Genomic DNA, 17,467 nt, shown 5'->3' on the forward strand with positions numbered 1-17,467 from the left:
GTTCGAAAAGAACGTTTTACGTACAGTAGCTGCCCTTGTTCTCATCCGCCGGCTCCCTTGTCGACGATGACCTGTACATCCGCAGGATGTTCGTTGACGAAGTACATCGCGATCATTCCCAGCAAAGGGCCGACCGCGAGGACGGCCAGCGCGACAATGAACGAGTTGCTTGACCATGCAAACGCCGCGCCTACTGCGAGTGGAACCAGCGTGCTGCCAAGTTGCCAGAACGCATTAGTAACGCCCGCTGCCACGCCCAGGTGGGCGCTGCCTACGAGCCGAGGAACGAGCGCAACGATCATCGGCAGGTAGCAGTACGCAGATAGACCGAGCAGCGGCGCAGCGATGATGAACGCGATCGGCGTATGGAGCACGCCAAACACCAGCAGCATCACGGAGAAGAGGCCGAGCATGGCCATGGCAGGCACCCGCCGCGCGCCGTTCATCCGATCCGATAGCCAGCCAATGAGGGGCTTGCCCAAGATGCCCGTGACCGCGAAGATGGCGACGATGGTCCCTGCCGTACGGTGATCGAGTCCTCGCCCCTTAATCATGAGGGCATTCGACCAAATTACGAAGCCGTACGTACCCCAAAACCCTCCAAAGCCAGACAGGGCAACCAAGAGGAGATTACGGTTGCGCAACAGCGCGCGTATCGGGCTCTCGCCCGCTTCAGCGAGTGCTTTTGCACGGACCGGACCGGGCTGGACCGCGAAGAAGCACAGGACGCCGATGCCAATCGAGATCGTGCCAAATGCGTGATATGCGGCGGTCCAGTTGTACGCGTCGATGAGCCGTGGGACGATCGTGTTGGCGATGAACACGCCTAATGCAGTAGCGGAGGTGTACACTCCCATGACCTTGCCGAGCTCCTTAGGACGGAACCAGCTCGCAAGCAGCTTGATGCCCGCGCTGTATTCGGCCCCGGCGAACAGTCCGACCACGCCCTGCACGGCGATGCCAAGCACCGCCGAACGGGTCGATCCGAAGACGAACATGAATACGCCCGCTCCTATTAGCGAAGTTGCGATTATGGTGCGCCCGCCCATTCGATCCGTGAAGTAGCCGCCCGCCACGTTCGAGAGCACATATCCCGCGTAGTAGGCGGTCGCAAAGACACCAAGGCTTGCGAGTGGTACGCCTAGCGCCTCGCCGACGAACAGCGATGATGGTCCCCATGCCGATCTATCTGCGGAGGTGAGCGTGAATGCCAACCAACATATTACGAGGAGGAACCAACGATAGCCGTTGCGCTCTCGTAGGACATGGTCGGTTTGGCCCTCATTCGATGTCGTCAACGTCGCTCTCCTTGTTTCCCGGCGACCGGGCTTATTGTTGATGGTGGCGCACTCTCCGCGCTGCAGAGATCAGAACCGAAATTGGATCTCCGATCCGAAGTACGTGCTGCTGCTGAGCCCAGCACGCTTCAGAACATCGCCTGCGAACAGGAAGTCGGTCTTTATCCCAGCGCTAAGGTGAGGATTTACCTGCCAGAGCACATCAGCCTTGATCAGGCGCCCGATGTCGTGACCGCGTACGTTCTGGGTGCCAGTGAAGGGCGTTCCCAAGAAGGTATATACGGCGTCGGTCTCACTCGGCCGGCGCAACAGCGACGCTTCCGCGGTCACCGACACTCGGGAAAGCGGCGTCACTCGCATGTTGACGGAAACGTCCGCCAAGTTGGTCGGCCCGACGAGGTTGCCCCAGGAAAAATACGGAATGGAGCCGTAAAAGAACTGGAAGCTTTTCAGCTTGCCCGAGCCATACGCCCCTCCCCCACTCGTATAGTCGACATGGGCACCGATCCGCGGATGCAGCGGGCCATCGCTCAATAAGTACCCACCATTGGCGAACACGCCCCAAGCGGAAATGTCGCGGCTGGCGAAGGAGCCGTCCTGCCGGATTACTGACAGATCCAACGTCGCATCGCCCGCAGTTCCCCACAGCCTCGCCCCATAGAAGTTGCGATCGTCTCGGCCGACAGCCGAACCCCAGCGGCGCTCGTCCTGACGGTGGTTCCACAGAAACGGATCAAAGAACAGCTTCGCGTCAGCGCTTCCGATCTTGAACGCGGGCAGAACGAAGCTCGTGCTCACGCCGCGGAACCGCTCCCCGTCGTTGGTTGGATCATCGAACGCCTTGCGTCCGAGAGCTACAGTCTTGAAGGAAAAGAGGCTTGCCCGCGCCCTGCTGCTGGCAACATTCAGCCGAACTCCGTCCATCGAGGTGTATACGTCTGGCGCCGGTCGGATGTGCAGGACGTTAGGTGGACCGTCCATAAACTCCTGACGCCCGATCCGCAGGCCTAGTGCGATGTCAGATACTACTGCGTCGACTTCGGCGAAAAGCTGCTGCACCAGCAGATCGTTGCGCTGCATCGGCGAGGCATCAACGCCTGGAGCGCCGAAGGCGTTGCTGTTGTTTAGTTCCCCGAATGCCCGGAAGTGAGAACCCACGTGCAGATCAGCGCCGACGACGTTGCGTACTAGCCATTGGTCCTGCGCCTTGACGTCGCGCAGCCCTGGGTTCGTAGTATAATTTAGACGCGAACGGTGTTCGCCGCTAAGAGTTAGATACACGTCCCCACCGTCAGCAATCGGTATGAACTTGAGCGGGTCGAACAAATCACGTTTCCCACTGCCTGCATCGCGCAGGCTGGACCAATCCTCCGCGTAGCGGACGTACATGAAGGGTCCCGCTCGGGGTCCGTCTCCGCGCGCGGCAGCAGGAAAGGGATTCGGAAAAATTGGAACTGGCCTGTCGCGCAGCAAAAAACGCGTCGGCGCAGCCTTCCGATTTTGCGTGAGTTGCTCCTGAGATGATGCCTCGCCGCTCCCCGTCGGAGTGTAGGTCTTACGCCTCGGGCGCTGAACTGTACCCGCGCTCGGGGAGGTACTGTTCGCCTCAAGCTTCTCTTTTTCACCCGCCGCAGATGATGTGGCCACCTGCGGCGACACGGCAGCCGATCCGGCCAGAAGCCACGCTCCCGCTATTCCGCACACCATAATAAGCGATGTCATCGATCTCTCCTAGAAATCGGCGCTCCCATTGAAGTCGCCGCTCAACTGGCCGGTACTATTGCTCGGTCGGTATCTCGACGATCAGCCCCGCAAGCTCTGGTTGGACTTCGATCTGGCATGACAGCCTGCTGTTCGGCCGCCGTTCGGCGGCGGTGGCCTCCAGCATGTCCTCCTCGTCAGCCCCCGGAGGACCCACTTGGCCTAACCATTCGGGGTCGACATAGACGTGGCAGGTCGCGCATGAGAGGACGCCGCCACATTCGCCAACGATGCCGCCTACGCCCTGCTGAACGGCGGTGAACATCACGCTGTCGCCGTCATTAGCGTCCAGCGACGTATCCTTGCCGTCGCGGCGATAGGTAATCGTCGTCATTTTACTCTCCGTGACATCAAAAGTCGTTGATCAGGAAATCGTCGGTGAACTCGCCATAGGAAACCTTGACGGGGATGTTCGCGGTGCCGGCGACCTCCAGGATCATCGAGCCCGCGGGATCCTCCGACACGAGCATCTCGTCGATCATGTCGGCGAAAGCTTCCGCAATGGCGCCGTCCAACACCCAGGCAAAATCGCCCGGCGACGCTCCCTGTACCAATCCGTCGACCGACGATGACGCCGATCGAAGTTCGAGCGTAACGTTCCGCTCGTCATCGGCGGCCGCGTCGTGCTCGATCGTGATGGTCGCGGAATCCGCGGCAAACCGCCTGAGGGTTCCTGCCAGTACAGCGACGTCGTCGCGCTCGCCGAGGATCAGGAACTGGGGATGGAAATCGCTGGGCAAGAAGCCGTACCGAAGCATGATTTACTCCTTTTGCCGTACAAAGGGCATTCGTGGACACCGCGAACGGGCGTCCCTAGGAAGAACGACATGAGCGAAACAGAAATCGAGGCGGAAGCCGGTGCCGGAAACGTTAGGTCCGTGTTCCGTGCGGTCGATATCCTGAAGAGTTTCGTCGACGCCTCCGGCCCTTTGACGGTCGCGGACATTAAGCGAAGCGTCCCGCTCAGCCGACCGACGCTGTACCGCCTGCTCGACACGCTGGTCGCCGCCGAAATGCTGCATGTGGAGGGTAGCCCGCAACGCTTCCGGCTCGGCCGGATGGTCGCCAGATTGGGCCGCTCCTGGGCGGACCAGTTGACGATTGATGTCGTCGCACAGCCGATCATGCAGGCGTTGCGCGACGCCACCGGCGAGACTTGCGCCCTGTTCGAAGTGCGCGACGGACGGCAATTCTGCGTGCTCGAATCCAAGAGCCGCCACGCGCTTTCGATGTCGCGCGGCATCGGCGAACTGACCGATGGCTTCCATGGAGCAAGCGGGATCGCGATCCTCGCCTGGATGGATCGCGACGAGGCGCTGGCGCTGGCGAAGCAGACGACGCCGGAGGATAAACCGCGGATCACCGCCGCCGAACTCGTCGCCGCTCAGGCCGCAGGTTATGCGATCAGCCACGGCGCAATCTACCGGGGCGCGGCCTCGATCGCCGCGCCGGTCTTCGATCATAACCGCAAGGTGTTCGGATCGCTTGCATTGTTCGGTCCCGAGGCACGGATCGGCGACGACGGACTGGACATGCGGATCGCACAGTTGCGCGATGCGGCGCGCCGGCTCTCGGCGGATCTGGGAGGGCCGCCGACTGCCTGACAGCCGATTGCCCGACGGGGCGTGCCGCACGCCCTGCGCGTGAACCGGTCCGGAAGGCGAGACCTTAAGCCTCATCGAACGCCACGACGTCGGACGCATGGCAAAGCTCTTCCTCGCCGATAAGCGCCTCGTCGCGCGCGGCGAGGTAGCGGATCATCAGCCACTGGCCGTCGTTCATATTCTCGACGACCTCGGCAAGCGCGCCGTTGGCGAGCTTCAGTTTCGTGCCGCCGGTAATAGGCATGACATCGATCATGATAATTCCTTAGAAAAACGCCGTGAGGTTCTTTGCGAGAAGAACATTCTGATCAAGAATGATCTCACGCCTGGCGATCTGCCAGCTATCGCCAGTCCGCCGCAGTTCATCCGTTCGCCTGCCGATGAACGTATAATTCTCGCGCTCGACCCTGTTCTGGTAGACCAGGAAGCGACACTGTACGGTGACGGCATCGGGCCTTACCGGATCGCCCTGCGTATCGATGACACGCACGTTCGACACCATGTGGCAGATACGCGACAGCGGCTCTTCTGCGTAATGCACTCCAGTCAGTATCTGCTCAACACGCTTCGTCAGGGTCCACTTGTCCTCGTCAAACCAGCTGATGCCTTCGCCAAGTCGGGTGTTCTCACGTTCATCGTGCTGGCCGAATTTCACGTTCTGCCGCAGCGGCATGAAATAGGTGATGTCTTCCGCCAGCAGGTCCAGCCATTCCGTGAACCGGCGACGGTCGAGCAGATCGGCCTCTCGGTACAGGAATTCCTCGACCTCGGCCTTCAACAATAGGCGTGCCAGGCTGGACGCCTGGGGCGTATCCGGAAGAGTCTCGCTCATGCGTTCGATCCTTGCTGGGCTGGTCGGCGCGGTACCGGTCCACCCTGATGGGAAAAGCAGCCGACATCGATCACGGTGCCGGAGATCGCTGCGGCGTCGTCTGACAGGAGAAAGGCGACCGCAGCAGCAAGATCGCTGCCTGTCGCAACGCGTCCGGCTGCAGTGCCGGGGACATCGATCGAGAGGTTGCGCGGATCGCCGCCGACCCGGCCAACGCTCATGCCGCTGACGATGCCGCCGCCGCCTGGAATTACGGTATTCACGCGGATATGATCGTGGAAATGATCATAGGCCATGGCTTGGGCCAGCGTCGCGAGTGCGCCCTTCGATGCGGCATAGGCTGCCATGTTGGGCTTGCCCCAGGCCGCACCGGAGCCGACGATCACGATCGATCCGCCGCCCTGATCGCGCATGGCGGGGATGACCGAACGGGAGGACAGATATGTGCCGCGGACGTTGACCGCAAAGATGCGGTCCCACAGCGCCGGCGGCGTGTCGATTACCGTGCCGAGCGGTCCGATCGCCGCGTTGGCGACCAGCGCATCGATCCGGCCGAAGCTGTCGAGCGCCCGACTGGCGACGGCGGCGACGGCGGCTTCGTCGGAGACGTCGGCGTCGAGCAGGATGGCGTCGAGCCCTTCCGCCTCGAGCAACGCGCGCGTACCCGCGATACCACCGGCGGCGGTGCTCGAGACCTGTTGCGCCTCAAGCCCGAACGCAACGACGCCGTAGCCGCGCCGCGCCAGATTCACGGTGATATCGCGACCAAGGCCAAACGTGCCGCCGCTGACGATGGCAACGGGACGCGTCAAACCGCGGCCTCCACCACACCGTCTTTCAGCGCATCTGGCGCGGCCGACGTGTTGCTTGCGCCTAGCAGGGTATTCCAGTCCGCGCCTTCCAGATACGTTGCCCAGCGCTGATAATAATTGCGCGCGTTCTGCTCGGTAATCTGGAAACTCACATCGCCCGCGACCGGCCCGTTCCTAGTGAACTTGTCGATAGATTGTGCATAATTGAACGGGTGACGCCGCGCGATCGTGCCCGTGCTCGCACGCGTTGCGTAGAGCCAGTTCTCCATGTCGTCCTGCTCGGTCATGCCGGCCGGTCCGGAATAGCGCATGTAATAGTGGCGCAGGTAATCCTTCACCTTCGCCGGTGCATCCGCATCGACCAGGAAGAAGCGCCATGCCTCGGTTTCGGTCGGGCTCTGCGGATGCCATACGCACAGCCCGCGTGGCTGGCGTCCGTGATAGGATGTGTTCGGGAAAAGCGTTCCGGTAAACGGCAGAAGCCGCGCGCCCTCGCCCAGCCTCTCCTTGCGCTGCTCATGCGCGTCGCGGAAGTACTCGTCGATCTCGGGGTCGCTCGTGTACGAACTGGAATATTCGTTCTGCTCGCCGGCCATGGCGCTGTGAACGCCATGTCCTTGTGGGAAGCTGACCCAGACGTGCTGCGCCTTTTCGAGCTCGGCATCGTTGCGACGTCCGGCTGCGCCACCCTTTGAACCCGGCCCGATGCCGATCAGGTCGACCGAGCGGTGGCTTGGATTGTGATAGGTGTCGCCGAGGAAATTCTCGGATGCGAACTTCCAGTTCGCGGGAACCATCCATTTGTGAACGCCGATAACCTCGGATCCACCGGGGCGGCCATCGCGGCAATCAAGCACCTGATCGAGATGGATCAGCGCATCGCCCATGTATGTCTCGAAGTCCGGCGCGTCCTTGTCCCAGCTCGCCCAGACCGTACCCTTGTAAACCTTCAGCCGGGCAACCTCGATCAGCGAGAAATCTTCGCGGTTCAGCGATCCCTCGTAGAGCGTGCGGTACTGCGGCACACCCTGCAGCTTGCCCTCCGTCGTGTAGCTCCAGCTATGATACGGGCAGGTAAAGAGCGAGGTATTACCCTTGTCGTAGCGACACACCTTCATGCCGCGGTGACGGCATGAATTCAGAAAGACATGAACCTCACCCTTCTTGTCGCGACACAGGATCACGGACTCCTCGCCCATTCGCGAGGTATAGAAATCGCCGGCATTCGGGATCTGGCTCTCGTGTCCGATGAACAGCCAAGCCCGCGCAAAAACCGTTTCAAGTTCGCGACGATAGATGTCTGCGTCGACGAAGATTTCGCGACTGATGGCACCGTTACGGACATCCACCATGATCTGCGTATCGCTCATGCGCAAAAACTCCTTTCACTTGATTGTCCGTACAGCGGACATATGTCTCATTTACAAAATGACTTTTATTTGGTTTTATGTCAATCGCCTGCGGGCCGGCTTGTTCGCCGACGATGCAATCCGCGCCCGGTCGACCAGCGACCGGGACGAACCGAGAAGGTGGAAAATATGCCTATTCATCAGGATGTGCTGATCGTCGGCTCGGGTCATGCGGGCGCGCAGGTCGCGATTGCGCTGCGCCAACGCGGTTTCCCCGGGACGATCGGCCTCACGGGCGAGGATCCCAATCCTCCGTATGAGCGCCCGCCGCTCAGCAAAGATTACCTATCGGGCACGCGCCCGTTCGAGCGCATGCTGCTGCGCCCCCCCTCGTTCTGGACCGATCGGGATATCGCGGTCAGCGCGGGCATGCGCGCGGTACGGGTCGATCCGGATGCACGAGCGGTCGTCTTCGACGATGCGACGACGATGGACTATGGAACGCTGGTCTGGGCGACGGGCGGCAGCGCGCGCCGCCTCGACTGTGCCGGTCATGATCTGGTCGGCGTCCATTCGGTACGCACGCGCGCCGACGTCGACCGGTTGCTTGCCGAACTGCCCGAGGTGCGGACCGTGGTCATCGTCGGCGGCGGCTTCATCGGGATGGAAGCGGCCGCCGTGCTTAGCAAGTTTGGCAAGGCGGTGACCCTGCTGGAGGCGCAGGACCGGCTGCTCGCACGCGTCTGCGGCAACGAGATCGCGACCTTCTACGCAGCAGAGCATCGCGCGCACGGCATCGACATCCGTACCGGAGCCTCGGTCACGCGGCTGGTTGCGACGGGCAATCACGTGTCCGCCGTCGAACTCGAGGACGGCGAGACGATCGCGGCCGACATGGTCATCGTCGGTATCGGCATCGTGCCGTCGGTCGGCCCTTTGCGCGACGCGGGCGCATCGTGCGACGCCGCCGCGATCGTCGACGGGATGGGCCGCACGTCGTTGCCGGACATCTACGCGATCGGCGACTGCGCCACGCGGGCCAGCGCGTATGCGAGGATCGAAAGGATGCGCATCGAGTCGGTGCAGAACGCCAGCGTGATGGCCCAGGCGACCGCCGCCGATATCATGGGCGTCACGCCGGATGCCGAACCCGTGCCGTGGTTCTGGTCGAACCAGTTCGATCTGAAGTTGCAGACCGCCGGGATCAACATCGGCTATGATCGCACGCTGGTATCGGGCGATCCGGCAAGCCGCAGCTTTGCCGTGGCGTATCTGGACGGCGAACAGCTTCTCGCAGTCGATTGCGTCAACGCACCGAAGTCGTTCGTCCAGGCCAAGAAGATACTGGCCGAAGGCGGTACGATCGACCCGACGCAACACGGTTATCGATTTCCGGCCTAGCCGGGAACAGGGCGTCGCGAGGTGACGGAATCACGTCGCCTTTGTTCTAGGACCAATAGCCATGCGCTCCACCGCCGTTGGGTCCAGCGGCGTACGAGCGACGTCATTGAAAGCGTCCACCAGTTTGCGCAGGAGTGCGAGAAGCTGCTCGGCGTCGGCGGCCGAAAGCGGCGAGACGAGTTTCTCCTGAGCCCGGCGCACCCGGTCCGCAAGCGTGCCGAGCACATCGCTCCCGCGGACGGTCAACGCGAGTTCGCGCCGGCGACGATCGGATGGATTTGCGCGGCGTTCGACCAGTCCGTCCAGTACGAGTTTATCGAGCACGAAGGCGGTCGTCGAGCGATCTTGCCCTAGCAGTTTCGCTACGCCAATCTGATCCACGCCCGGACACACCGAAAGAATACGCATGATCCCGTACTGGGTGGGCGTGACGCCTAAATCGCCCATTTCTTCCAGGAACAACGCCTGCGCAAGTTGATGCGCTCGGCGGATTAGAAATCCGGGACGCCCCCACAGTGCCTCCAGGTCGACAGGGGAGCCTATCGTCTCATTCGTCATCGCGGACGAACTGCCAAGATCAAACGCAAGCGTCTCGCTTCCCCAGGATCTACCCGAGTTTGAATGACGACGACAACTTTCCGCATTGATGGTGACCCCGAGACAAACGCCGCATGTTTACGAAATTTTTCGGTCCATCGCTATCACCCAGGCTGATGTCTGGCGATCCGCTCAACTTGACAGCCTGTCGCCCACATCGATAATAGGCAGACGTCTGTCTAATTAGGTGAATCAGATGCGAACCGATACTGAGGTGGTTATCGCGGGCGGTGGCCCGGTAGGAATGGGTCTCGCCATCGAGCTGGGACAACGCGGCGTGCGAACGGTCGTAATCGAGCGCTACCCAACCCCGCAGCCGATACCCAAGGGCCAGAATCTCACGCAGCGGACCATGGAGCACATGCATGCCTGGGGAGCCGAAAACGCACTGCGCGCCGCGCGCACGATTCCAGCGACGGCGGGCGGCGGCGGGCTGACGGCGTATGGCACCTTGCTGAGCGGACATCATTACGAATGGCTCAAGCGAGCGCTGGTCAGCGGTTTCTACAGCCGGGCCAATGAAAGGCTGCCGCAATATGCGACCGAGGCCGTGCTGCGCTCACGTGCCGCGCAGTTGCCTTCCGTCGAGATCATCTACGGAAGCACGGTGACGGACGCCGTTGCCGACAGCGGTGCGGTGCGGGTCACCGCGACGGACCGTGCAGGCCAGGCGAGCGACGTGACTGCTCGCTATGTCGTAGGCTGCGACGGCAGTCGCTCCGTTGTCCGGAAGGCGGCGGGCATCGAACAGACGTTGTCCGACCATGATCGACTGATGGCGCTGCTCGTTTTCCGGTCCTCCGAATTGACGCGTTTGCTGGCGCGGTTCGACGACAAACTCTACTTCAACGTCCTGCAACCGGCGCAAAAAGGCTATTGGCTGTTTCTTGGTCGGGTCGACCTCGAGGATCGATGGTTCTTCCATGCCCCAGTGCCGCACTCGGCACGCGATGGCGACTTTGACTTCATCGCCATGCTCCACGACACCGTTGGCGCCACATTCGACGTCGAAATGGAGCATGTCGGTTTCTGGGACCTGCGTTTTGCGACGGCGGACGCATATGGTCGGAACGGCATGTTCGTTGCGGGCGACGCGGCGCATAGTCACCCGCCCTATGGTGGATACGGCATCAATACCGGGTTCGAAGACGCAAGGAACCTAGGCTGGAAGCTTGCGGCGACGCTGCAAGGATGGGCCGGGTCGGCATTGCTCGATAGCTATCACGCGGAACGCCACGCAGTCTTCGTGTCGACAGCGAACGATTTTATCGAAAGGTCGATCAATACCGACCGTCAGTTCCTGGACACCTTCGATCCGGCTGTCGATCCGGCACGCTTTGCCTCGGAATGGATGAAACGCGGATTTGCTGCCGTCGATGAGGTTGACCGTTTCGAGCCACATTATTTCGGTTCGCCTGTCGTTTTTGGCGATGCAGCGACACCGAGCAGCGCCGTTGGCCACCACCAGTTCAAGGCCGTGGCGGGGCATCATCTCGCGCCCGGCGCTCTTGCGTTCGGCGGCTCCGTACATGATGCACTTGGCGACGATTTCACGCTGCTGTCGTTGAATGCCGACGCAACGACCGAGGATGGGTTCCGCCGCGCCGCGATCGACCAAAATATTCCCCTGACCATTTTCTCAACGGATGATCGGGATCTTGCCCAACATTACAGGAGCAGCCTGATATTGGTACGACCCGATGGCTTTGTAAGTTGGACCGGAGATGCGGCATTAAGCGATTACTTCAATATACTCTGTCGGTGCGTCGGATATTCCTAGGCTGAGGTCTTTTGTGGTTGCCGCTCGTGATGCACGAGGTTCTGACAGTGAGGTTCTGTCAACGCGGCTGCATCAACTCGTCAGCGAACCGCGGGACGAATGGACGAGGCACAGAAAGATCGAAGCACTGAATGGAAAATTCGCTGCACTCGCGCGTAATGATCCCACCACGCGACGGTGGAACTCAATCCTTGGCATCGGGTTCAAAATGTAATTGCTTTGGTCGCGGCCGTGGGAATGCGAGCAGCTTGGCCAAAGCCCGCGATCTGGCGCGGGGCTCGGTCTTGTTCCCCTACAGCACACCACTGCCGGCAAGGCTCGGCTACTCGGAATATCCAAGCCGGCAAATCCTATCTGCGTACCTTGCTCATCTACGCTGCGCGGGCACTGAACCGCCCTGGGTTTATCGGAGGCACCAACTTCTGAGAAGGCGGAGCCATGGCGAGTAAGACTACGAACAAGTTTGTGCTCGAGGTGTTACTCAGCTTCTGATTCGTGACAAAACCCGCGCAGCGACGTTGCTGCGGGCAGCAAGTTTCCGCCCGTAGCGCAACGCTGTCGATGGTGATGACCACCGCAGCGCCTGCGCGATCCCGACACCATCTTCGCCGGCCGCAAACAAATCCTGTGTGAGACCTACGCGCAGCGAGTGGCTCGACAGGGCACGCGCCGCCTCCTCGACCTTCGCGATCGGCATCTCGACCAGCCCCTGATCGAACGCGTTCAGCGCCACGCGCCGATAGATGCCGTTGACCCCTTGGCGGCTAAGCGAGGCCGTGCCGACGGTGTAGACCGTACGCGCGGGCTCCGCCTTCTTGCCACGGAGCTTCTCCTGCCAGTGCCGCGTGTGCCCGGGGATCGCCTCGTACGCCATCGGCGGAACCGCCGCGCGTACGCGACGCCGATCGACCCCGACGCGGCGGAAGACCGGCCCGTCTGTGATGGCGCTCGCGACCAGCCAGGCGCCAACGCGGCGCATCGTATCGGCCGACAGCCACCCCCAGGCCCCCTGCCCTTCCTGATCGGTTTTCGACGACGGAATGAACAGCAGCGCCGACCCATCGCTGTGCGGATCGATATGCGCGACGGTGACCGCCACAAGCTCGCTGACGCGCAGTCCCGCGTCATAGCCGAGCGACAGCAGCGCTGCGTCGCGCAAGCCCTGCAGATCGCCGCCACAGGCGCCGAGCAAGGCAGTAAGCGTGAACCCCTTGGTATGGGGATCTAGCGAGGCCCCGAAGCGCAACGGAGCCGCCTGGCGCTGGGCAGCGCCACGCCGTCGGCGCAGGCCCTTGAGGGCGGCGCGGACCATGACGTCGCTGGTGGGCGCATGTCCCCTCTCCTGCAGACCTGACAGGCCGTGTGCCGTGGCGAGACTGGCAACCCGCCGGGCGATCGTCGCGGGCTTGGCGCCGCGCGCCTCGAGCATGGCGATGTAGCGGACCAGGTTTTCGGGCTCTGCGGGCAGCGGGGCGACACGGATGTTCTCACACCAACGCAGATAGCAGGCCAGGTCCGACGCCAGCGCCGCCTTGCTCGCCGCTGCCATAGCGCCGAGCTGCGCCGCAAAACCGATCTCGCTGACCGGGACACCTTCAGCCGGCAGCGCAAGACCCAGCAACCGGGTAACGCGGACATCGATCGGCTCGACGATCCCGCGCCGCGCGCGGACCGGCAGCCCCTCCCCGTCGGTGCGATGGACGACGATTTCGCTCATGCGGAACCTGCCCGCTGGTCCGATTTACCCTGCATTCCGCCTTCGTAGCACATCGCTGTAGTTACCATAATGTCCGATTATGGCAAGTTCGTATACATGATACATAGAGCTGCCTAGCGATCGCGCGATTGCTAGCATATGGTGGGCGCAATGACGTTCATTGATCATACTTCTCTGGGCTACGCGCTCGGTCGACTGGCGGGTGCAATTCGCTTTGCCTCCCCGGAAATCCGTAAGGTTGCGAGCCTCGCCACCGTGGCTGACGCGTGGCGCGCGTATCGACGCGATGCCGGCATTGGCAACGTCGGCCCTGCCCACCAGCCTTCTACTGACGCCCTCTCGATCCTCCTGACCGACGACCCCCGCCGCGACGCCGTCGTGCTCTGGCTTGCTGCACACGGGGTGCCACCGATTGCCGACGCTGCAACGATGGTCGTTCGCATGGTCAACGCGACGCGCGGGTTCGAGGTCGATGCGCTGGCATTGCTCAACGCCGCCCAGGACGCCTTGGCGCAGGCGGCTGCTCGTGGCCCCCTCACCGGTGCCTGCGGACTGGCAGAAGCCGGTCCGGATCATCCGCTCCATGGGCTGGCGCGCGCTGCGGTCGCGGTCGACGTTTTGATCCGCGCGCCGGACTTCGCCGAAAGCTCTGGGCACGAGGCGCTACTCCCCCTGCCCTCCCGATCGATGCGGCATTACATTGCGTCCGAGCCGGCCGGATGCTGGGCCCTGAACCTTGTGCTTGTTGCACGCGGCATCGTCCCACAGGTTACCGGGATAGTCCCGCGCACGGTCTTTCGCCTCGATGTCACGGATGCCCAGCGGGCTGCCGCGCTCGTCGACCATAGCACGCATGAAGCGTTGGCCGCGTTCACGAACTTGGAGCGCATAGAGTCGGTGTTGGGTAGCGGTCGTGAGGCCCTCGCCGGCTTATCCCGCAACGCCCGTGCGTTTGAGGCTTGGACGCTTTTGGCGGCGCTCGGTCCGACCACGCGCAAGCAGCTCATGCGCGCACTTAGCTTGTCGCGCGCCGGTGCCGATATCCAGGCGCGCGCGCTTGCTGCTGCGAGACTCGTTGGGCTCGAAACGGGAGGTTTGGTATCCCCTGCCCTCCCCGGTTCGTCTCCGTTGCCGTCTGCATCCCTCGATCACGGTCCGCTTTGTACAGCGGCTGCGGATCTTGATATCGCAATGGCAGAGATTGACCGCCTCCTCGCACGGGGTCTCGATAAACGAAACTAGCCAGTGCGATTTTTGGATACCCAGGAAGATTATTAGCCCGTTCGCTTGCCTTACTTGCAGGAGGCTCGGTGCCTAGAAGATCCTAACCCTTTGCGGTAAGTGCCCTCAGTTCCTCAAGTGCCTGCCAATAAGAACGGTGACCACGCTGGTTGGTAAATTCAACGAACCAGTCGAGTGTTTCTTGTGGACCCTTAATAAAGAGATTTCCCTGAGCGACGGTTTCCCGCCGACGTCGGCTAGGTCGAGCTGAGACACTCTCGCCCTCCCCCTGGGCGCGATCGACGAACCCCATTGCAGCGCCACGCGCAACTGCCTCCTCTTCTCTCACACGATCGATACGAAGGGGCGCTTTCGAGAGGCCGGAAAGATTGAGTTTGTCGGCGACTTCGTCAGCCGATGCCGCATTAGGCTTCTTGAACCCATAACCGCTCATCGGTCAGTCTCCTCACGCACAGCCTCTACGACTGCGTACGCAACTTCGAATGCGTTTCGTTTGGCTGCCGCAAGTCCTGAAGTCTTTTCATCGGTCAGTTCTTCCAATGTTGATGCAAAATCGAATACGTCACGGTAAGCCGCTCGTTCTACCAGTCCCTTGCTGAGCAAGGGTAGATCAGCGTCCTTGATTGCTGAGGTAATTCGTTTCGCAGATTTCGTCTCAATCGCCGCGTTGTCACGACTCCGGACGAGGCGGTACGGAATAACGCGGCCTAAGGCTTCCGCCTCCTCGTGTATCAAACCAACGGCATTAGCTGCTAATTCTGCGTCAATCGGCGAGAGATTGAACGGAATCAGTACCAAGTGAGAGCGGGCAAGTGCTCGTGATGTCATTCGCGAAGCAGTCCCCTCAAGATCGATTAAAACAAACTCGTTCTTCTCTGTGAGGGCGTCGAGCACTTTTACTAGCTCTGACTCTTTAGGGCTTGCTACGATCTCAAACGGAAGTGCCCTCCCCTCAGCGGTACGCCTGGCGCCCCACTTCGCTATGATCGCGTTTGGATCAGCATCGACGACGACAACCGACGCGCCGCTGCGAGCCAACTCCCCAGCGAGAATGAACGTAAGGGTCGTTTTGCCGGCACCCCCTTTCGGGTTTGCTACTGATATCGCTGGCATGCCTGCGTTTCCTCATTAACATTTTACTAGGCTACTAATTGCCTATTGCGATCGATTGGCCATGCATAGGCTGCTGGTTGCGTATCGAAACCCTATCAATAGCGCAATACATATACGATGGATATCCTTTTGGTAGCCTTTGAATCGCCTACCGATATGGTTGCCTATCGATATGTTGGCCTATGGATATGGTAGCCTATGCCTATGATAGCATATGGCTATGGTGGCATATGGATATGGTGTCCAATAGACGATCGCCACCCAAAGAATATTGACTGGATATCCTTATGGTGGCCAAATCAAACGGATATCCTGCGGATATCCACCCTCCTCGCTGGCCTACGTTGTGGCCTGCTGGAGTTAGACGACCACCGCCGCGGCCAGGATCGTTGTCGGAATAGAGCAGCTTTGCATGCAATATGTAATCTGCCGCCTTCAGCGCAGCCTGATTGTTTGCGCCAGCGACCGATCCACCCGCAGCAAGCTGCCGCTCGCGCTGAAGGCCATCTAAACCCTCTCCGCAGGCGACAAGCAGGGGATCGCCCGACTATGACACCAACAGCTTCAGCAAAGGGGGAGGGGGGGCCAACACCCGGGCATTCACCGCTCTGAGCGTCAGCCACCCAAATTAGAGCCACCATAACGGCAAAGAGCCCGTCGGCAGGGTTCACCGCGTACGCTTCTAGCTTAGCGCGATTGTCCCTAGCGATCGGTCGCCGCAAGGCACCTCCATGTCGCCATCAATGCCGCTGCCGCCCTCAACGAGCTTTTGCGCCGTCGCGAGGGGAGGGGAGGGCGATCGCAAGCATCCCAAAGATTGCGAGTGTCCGATTCATTTGTGTTCCCCTTGTTCAGTTGAGCGGTTTTGGGTTCGTAAAGTTGATGCTGGTGTGCAGGTTGCCGGCCGGCGACCGATGTAAGTCGATCATCCGACTGGTTCGCCGTGTGAAGACCATCGGTCGCACCACAGTCTCATAGGTGGTCGATGTACCGAACCACGTCGTCAGGCCATGCCACTTGTCCCCCTCGATGATCTTCATCCGGTAAGTGCCGGGTGGCACACGTACGGATACGTCCTCGTTTCGGTTCACATAGACAGAAATGACGTGCAGATCGGTCTCGCGATCGAACAGCTGTACGACTGCATTTGCCTGCGCCGCATTCACCTTGATCTGTGAAGTTGCCATTTTTGGGTCGACGCTATCATTGACCGTGACGGTCCCGGACGCGGGGAAGGGCAGCTCCGCGGCGCGGTCTGGAATCCAGCCGGAGCGTTTTGCCTCACGATACGCGGGGATCAGGATCGGTATCGCCCATAGCAGGAATATCCATTTTTGCGCTGGGTGCGTCCGACTGTGGCGCCTAGGTCGATACCGGTTCTTCTGATGGTCGAAACCACGATTTGCGGCATCGAACCAGCCACAACCAACTCCGGTGCCGCTGCCTCCTCCGCCAATCCAGCTAGCGCTTCCAAGCGGCACCGCCGTTCGGTCTTCATGAAGCTCCCGTCGGCCCTTGCGGTCATTCCACCATGTCGTTCTAGCGGCGAGTCCTTGGCGCTGGCGATAGCGCTCGCGCATGTAGTCGCGGTCATCAATGCCCATTTGCGCCACTCTTGGCGTCCTGGGCTCGCCGGTTGACTGCGCGGCGGTGCAGGACACCGAGCTGCTGCGCGAAATCGACGATCACGTAGGAGAATTGGTCCGCGACATCCTGCTCGGCATCACATGTCGGCGCGATCGAGGCGGCTGCGAGGACAAGATGAGCAGCGGCGATGGGATGCGCTTGCATCAGGTGGAATGACTGAGTCCGGAAGCTGTCCGCCAAGTCCGTGTCGGACAGCGCATCGGGTGTCAGGAGCTCGGCCGAGGACGGTTCACTTGGTCGTGTCCCCGCTGGTGGTGTAGCTCAGCGGTAGTGAAGCTGACCGGCCGCGCGCTATCATCCAGCGCTGTAGCGGC

18 protein-coding genes are annotated in these 17,467 nt (G+C 61.2%); 4 read left to right on the forward strand and 14 right to left on the reverse strand.

Translation table 11 applies throughout. The features are described from left to right. Positions 1-41: 41 nt before the first annotated feature. From AC3D24_RS22080 to AC3D24_RS22095, 4 genes are all read right to left on the reverse strand, one after another. Positions 42-1,298 carry an MFS transporter gene (locus AC3D24_RS22080; RefSeq protein WP_489033701.1) on the reverse strand — a complete coding sequence of 419 codons (1,257 nt, stop codon included), beginning with the start codon at positions 1,296-1,298 and terminating at the stop codon, positions 42-44. A gap of 69 nt (positions 1,299-1,367) precedes the next feature. Beyond that, complete coding sequence (locus tag AC3D24_RS22085) at positions 1,368-3,020, reverse strand: alginate export family protein (protein WP_489033703.1); 1,653 nt, start codon at positions 3,018-3,020, stop codon at positions 1,368-1,370. Between the two features lie 55 nt (positions 3,021-3,075). Continuing rightward, the gene (locus tag AC3D24_RS22090; protein WP_489033704.1) at positions 3,076-3,393 is read right to left on the reverse strand and encodes a 2Fe-2S iron-sulfur cluster-binding protein; all 318 of its coding nucleotides are present in this window, start codon (positions 3,391-3,393) and stop codon (positions 3,076-3,078) included. 16 nt (positions 3,394-3,409) lie between these two features. Beyond that, on the reverse strand, positions 3,410-3,817 hold the full coding sequence (locus AC3D24_RS22095; protein ID WP_489033705.1) for a hypothetical protein: 408 nt from the start codon (positions 3,815-3,817) through the stop codon (positions 3,410-3,412). 69 nt (positions 3,818-3,886) lie between these two features. Between AC3D24_RS22095 and AC3D24_RS22100 the strand changes: the two genes are divergently transcribed. Further along, positions 3,887-4,663 (forward strand): IclR family transcriptional regulator, encoded by a 777-nt coding sequence (locus AC3D24_RS22100; RefSeq protein WP_489033706.1) that lies wholly within the window; start codon positions 3,887-3,889, stop codon positions 4,661-4,663. 64 nt (positions 4,664-4,727) lie between these two features. Here AC3D24_RS22100 and AC3D24_RS22105 read toward each other — a convergent pair whose 3' ends face one another. From AC3D24_RS22105 to AC3D24_RS22120, 4 genes are read right to left on the reverse strand one after another with little or no spacing between them, the layout of a single operon-like run. After that, the gene (locus AC3D24_RS22105; protein ID WP_489033708.1) at positions 4,728-4,919 is read right to left on the reverse strand and encodes a hypothetical protein; all 192 of its coding nucleotides are present in this window, start codon (positions 4,917-4,919) and stop codon (positions 4,728-4,730) included. Positions 4,920-4,928: 9 nt separating this feature from the next. Continuing rightward, on the reverse strand, positions 4,929-5,495 hold the full coding sequence (locus tag AC3D24_RS22110; RefSeq protein ID WP_489033709.1) for a 3-phenylpropionate/cinnamic acid dioxygenase subunit beta: 567 nt from the start codon (positions 5,493-5,495) through the stop codon (positions 4,929-4,931). Then, on the reverse strand, positions 5,492-6,307 hold the full coding sequence (locus AC3D24_RS22115; protein ID WP_489033711.1) for an SDR family NAD(P)-dependent oxidoreductase: 816 nt from the start codon (positions 6,305-6,307) through the stop codon (positions 5,492-5,494). The genes AC3D24_RS22110 and AC3D24_RS22115 overlap by 4 nt, the downstream gene beginning before the upstream one ends. Continuing rightward, entirely contained in the window at positions 6,304-7,677 is a 1,374-nt protein-coding gene (locus tag AC3D24_RS22120) for an aromatic ring-hydroxylating oxygenase subunit alpha (protein ID WP_489033712.1), read from the reverse strand. The genes AC3D24_RS22115 and AC3D24_RS22120 overlap by 4 nt, the downstream gene beginning before the upstream one ends. A 168-nt stretch (positions 7,678-7,845) precedes the next feature. Here AC3D24_RS22120 and AC3D24_RS22125 point away from each other — a divergent pair, with 168 nt between their 5' ends. Beyond that, a complete protein-coding gene (locus tag AC3D24_RS22125; protein WP_489033714.1) occupies positions 7,846-9,057 on the forward strand; it encodes an NAD(P)/FAD-dependent oxidoreductase in 1,212 nt (403 codons plus the stop codon). A 30-nt stretch (positions 9,058-9,087) separates the two neighbouring features. Here the strand turns inward: AC3D24_RS22125 and AC3D24_RS22130 are convergent, their stop codons facing one another. Then, complete coding sequence (locus tag AC3D24_RS22130) at positions 9,088-9,615, reverse strand: MarR family winged helix-turn-helix transcriptional regulator (protein WP_489033715.1); 528 nt, start codon at positions 9,613-9,615, stop codon at positions 9,088-9,090. A gap of 235 nt (positions 9,616-9,850) precedes the next feature. Here AC3D24_RS22130 and AC3D24_RS22135 point away from each other — a divergent pair, with 235 nt between their 5' ends. Next, positions 9,851-11,434, forward strand: coding sequence for an FAD-dependent monooxygenase (locus tag AC3D24_RS22135; RefSeq protein WP_489033717.1), 1,584 nt, complete (start codon positions 9,851-9,853; stop codon positions 11,432-11,434). A 481-nt stretch (positions 11,435-11,915) separates the two neighbouring features. On the opposite strand, the gene AC3D24_RS22140 is transcribed toward AC3D24_RS22135, so the two are convergent. Beyond that, on the reverse strand, positions 11,916-13,151 hold the full coding sequence (locus AC3D24_RS22140; protein WP_489033718.1) for an integrase: 1,236 nt from the start codon (positions 13,149-13,151) through the stop codon (positions 11,916-11,918). A 138-nt stretch (positions 13,152-13,289) separates the two neighbouring features. On the opposite strand from AC3D24_RS22140, the gene AC3D24_RS22145 reads away from it, so the two are divergent. Further along, entirely contained in the window at positions 13,290-14,393 is a 1,104-nt protein-coding gene (locus AC3D24_RS22145) for a hypothetical protein (protein WP_489033720.1), read from the forward strand. Between the two features lie 82 nt (positions 14,394-14,475). On the opposite strand, the gene AC3D24_RS22150 is transcribed toward AC3D24_RS22145, so the two are convergent. From AC3D24_RS22150 to AC3D24_RS22165, 4 genes are all read right to left on the reverse strand, one after another. Further along, positions 14,476-14,826 (reverse strand): hypothetical protein, encoded by a 351-nt coding sequence (locus AC3D24_RS22150; protein ID WP_332796250.1) that lies wholly within the window; start codon positions 14,824-14,826, stop codon positions 14,476-14,478. Next, positions 14,823-15,506: an AAA family ATPase gene (locus AC3D24_RS22155; RefSeq protein WP_489033721.1), complete on the reverse strand. Its 684-nt coding sequence runs from the start codon at positions 15,504-15,506 to the stop codon at positions 14,823-14,825. The genes AC3D24_RS22150 and AC3D24_RS22155 overlap by 4 nt, the downstream gene beginning before the upstream one ends. 851 nt (positions 15,507-16,357) lie before the next feature. Then, positions 16,358-17,110, reverse strand: a complete 753-nt coding sequence (locus AC3D24_RS22160; RefSeq protein WP_489033722.1) for a hypothetical protein — start codon at positions 17,108-17,110, stop codon at positions 16,358-16,360. Continuing rightward, a complete protein-coding gene (locus AC3D24_RS22165) occupies positions 17,100-17,297 on the reverse strand; it encodes a hypothetical protein (protein WP_489033724.1) in 198 nt (65 codons plus the stop codon). The genes AC3D24_RS22160 and AC3D24_RS22165 overlap by 11 nt, the downstream gene beginning before the upstream one ends. Positions 17,298-17,467 lie beyond the last annotated feature (170 nt).

Source organism: Sphingomonas sp. SL1004 (assembly GCF_057815015.1).